Raw genomic sequence first — 3308 nt, forward strand, 5'->3', positions numbered from 1 at the left:
CCGCCTCCCCCGCGCCTCCCGCGCACGCGTCGAGGAAGCGCTCCCGGGGCCCGCTCGCCCTGCTGGCGGCGGTGGCGATCGCCTCCGCGGCCGTGGGCGGCGGCACCGCCTTCGCCTTCCAGGAGCTGACCGGCCAGAGGACGGTCGCCGTCGGCAGCACCAGCACCAATGTGGTGCCCGCCGGCCAGCGGGGCAGCATCGCCGCCATCGCCAGGACCGCCGGCCCCAGCGTCGTCGAGATCACCGCGACCCTGGCCGACGGCACGTCCACCGGTTCCGGCGTGATCCTCACCAGCGGCGGCGAGGTCGTCACCAACAACCACGTCATAGCGGGCGCCTCGTCGATCAAGGTGCGGGCCGGCGACGGCACCTCGTACACCGCGCGGGTCGTCGGCACCGACAGTTCCAAGGACCTCGCCCTGATCGAGCTCCACGGCGCCTCCGGTCTCAAGGCGGCCGCCCTCGGCGACTCCGACGGCGTGGCGGTCGGCGACCAGGTGGTCGCGATCGGCTCCCCCGAGGGGCTGACCGGCACCGTCACCAGCGGCATCGTCTCCGCCCTCGACCGGGCCGTGACCGTGTCGACCGACGAGAACCAAGGGCAGGGACGGGGCGACGGAGGCTGGCCGTTCGAGTTCGGCGGCCGGCAGTTCAACGGCGACACCGGCTCCTCCACCACCACCTACAAGGCGATCCAGACCGACGCGTCCCTCAACCCGGGCAACTCCGGCGGCGCGCTGATCGACGCGGGCGGCAACGTCATCGGCATCAACTCGGCGATGTACTCGGCCGCCTCCGGCTCGGACTCGTCCAGTGCCGGCAGCGTCGGCCTCGGCTTCGCCATCCCGATCAACACCGTCAAGTCCGACCTGGCCACGTTGCGCTCCGGCTCGCAGAGCTGAGCGGCGGCAGGAACCACGGCAAGGAGTACGACATGATCCAGCAGGTTGTGCACGAGACCACGGACACCATCGACGCGACCGCCCCCGGCGGCCTCTCCCAGGCCCTGACCGTCGCGAAGGAACTCCACAGCCCGGCGGCGCACCGCGCCCCCGAGGTCGTCGCGGTCCCCGAGCTGATGGGCCTGCGCACCTCCGCCGAGCGCCCGCACCGGCACAAGGTGCCGCTGAGGAAGCTCACCGCAATGGCGGCATGAGACACGGCACGCGCATGTTTCCGGGCCGCACGCCGCGGCCCGGAAACATGCGACGCTGAGAACGTCCCGCCCTCCGGCCGGCCGGGCTCGTGGCCTGGCCGGCCCGGCCACGAGCCCGAGTCACCCGAGGAACAACGACCGATGAGCCCCGCCGATGGCGACCGTGACCCCCAGCGCATCCTGATCGTCGACGACGAGCCGGCGGTACGCGAGGCGCTCCAGCGCAGCCTCGCCTTCGAGGGGTACGACACCGAGGTCGCCGTCGACGGCGCGGACGCGCTGGACAGGGCGAGCACGTACAAGCCCGACCTGGTGGTCCTCGACATCCAGATGCCCCGGATGGACGGCCTGACGGCGGCCCGCCGCATCCGCGGCACCGGCGACACCACCCCCATCCTGATGCTGACCGCCCGCGACACCGTCGGCGACCGGGTCACCGGCCTGGACGCCGGCGCGGACGACTACCTGGTCAAGCCGTTCGAGCTGGACGAGCTGTTCGCCCGTATCCGGGCGCTGCTGCGCCGCAGCTCGTACGCGGCGGCCGTGACGGGGGCGGCCGACGGGGGCGACGTCCTCGCCTTCGCCGACCTGCGCATGGACCTCGCCACCCGCGAGGTCACGCGCGGCGGCCGGCGGGTGGAGCTGACCCGCACGGAGTTCACCCTGCTGGAGATGTTCCTGGCCCATCCGCGCCAGGTGCTCACCCGTGAGCAGATCCTGAAGGCGGTGTGGGGCTTCGACTTCGAGCCCTCGTCGAACTCCCTCGACGTCTACGTCATGTACCTGCGCCGCAAGACCGAGGCCGACGGCGAGCCGCGTCTGGTGCACACCGTCCGCGGGGTCGGGTACGTGCTGCGACAGGGCGGCGCCGAGTGAGGAGGGCCGTCCGCCGGTTCCGTTCGCTGCCGATCCGTTCCCGCCTGGCGCTGCTGGTGGCGGCGGCGGTGGCGTTCGCGGTGGCGGCGGTCTCGGTCACCTGCTGGTTCATCGTGCAGGGCAAGCTGTACGACGAGGTCGACAGCCGGCTGGCGAGCTACGGCAGGGTGACGGCCGCCACGGCGTCGGCGATGGCCGCCGACTGCGCGCAGACGACGGACCACTCGCCGGGCGACATGCAGCGCTCGTTCCTCTACGTGCAGCTGGTGACGGCGCAGGGCAAGTTCTGCGTGGACGGCCGGTCCCCGGATGTGGTCAAGGTCACGGGCCTGGACCGGAAGGTGGCGGCCGACCCGGACGTGCACAAGCGCACCTTCCACACCACCACCGACGCACGGGGCAACAGGGTCCGCGTGCTGACCGTCGCCGTCCCGACGGGCCCCGGCCCCGACCCCGCCGCCTACCCGGGCATCGCCTTCATGCTCGGCCTCTCCCTCGAGGACACCGAGGCCACCCTCGACGACCTGGCCCTGCTGCTCCTGCTCGTCTCCGGCATAGGGGTCTTCGGCGCGGGCGCCGCGGGCCTCGCGGTCGCCCGCGCCGGTCTGCGCCCGGTGGACCGGCTCACCGAGGCGGTGGAACACGTGGCCCGCACCGAGGACCTGACGATCCGCATCCCCGTGGAGGACGACAGCGAGGACGAGATCGCCCGCCTGTCCCGCTCGTTCAACTCCATGACCTCGGCCCTCGCCAGCTCCCGCGACCTGCAGCAGCAGCTCATCGCGGACGCCGGCCACGAACTGCGCACCCCGCTGACCTCGCTCCGTACGAACATCGAGCTCCTCACCCGCAGCGAGGAGACCGGCCGCCCGCTCCCCGAGGCCGACCGCAAGGCGCTGCTCGCCTCGGTCAAGGCCCAGATGACCGAGCTGGCCTCCCTGATCGGCGACCTGCAGGAGCTGTCCCGCTCGGAGGGGCAGCGGGGCGAACGGGTCCAGGTCGTCGCCTTCCACGACACCGCGGAGGCGGCGCTGCGCCGGGCCCGGCTGCGCGGCCCGGAGCTGACCATCACGGCGGACCTGGACCCCTGGTACGTACGGGCGGAGCCGTCCGCGCTGGAGCGGGCGATCGTCAACATCCTCGACAACGCGGTGAAGTTCAGTCCCGAGGGCGGCACGATCGAGGTCGTCCTCGAACGGGGCGCCCTCACCGTCCGCGACCACGGCCCCGGCATCCCCGCCGACGACCTCCCCTACGTCTTCGACCGCTTCTGGCG

Annotated in this window: 4 protein-coding genes; all 4 read left to right on the top strand. The window is 72.8% G+C overall.

Features of this window, described 5'->3' with window-relative positions:
• Positions 1-902, top strand: a 902-nt coding sequence (locus tag C1I97_RS33810; RefSeq protein WP_111006829.1) for a S1C family serine protease, incomplete at its 5' end; no start/stop codon positions are given.
• Positions 903-934: 32 nt separating this feature from the next.
• Positions 935-1156, top strand: coding sequence for a hypothetical protein (locus C1I97_RS33815; protein WP_111006830.1), 222 nt, complete (start codon positions 935-937; stop codon positions 1154-1156).
• 141 nt (positions 1157-1297) lie between these two features.
• A complete protein-coding gene (locus tag C1I97_RS33820; RefSeq protein ID WP_111006831.1) occupies positions 1298-2032 on the top strand; it encodes a response regulator transcription factor in 735 nt (244 codons plus the stop codon).
• Positions 2029-3308 (top strand): sensor histidine kinase (locus C1I97_RS33825; RefSeq protein ID WP_111006832.1); only part of this gene is annotated, 1280 nt, incomplete at its 3' end. The genes C1I97_RS33820 and C1I97_RS33825, both read left to right, overlap by 4 nt.

Origin of the sequence: Streptomyces sp. NTH33 (assembly GCF_003236365.1) — a bacterium.
In the GTDB taxonomy this organism is placed as follows: Bacteria; Actinomycetota; Actinomycetes; order Streptomycetales; family Streptomycetaceae; genus Streptomyces.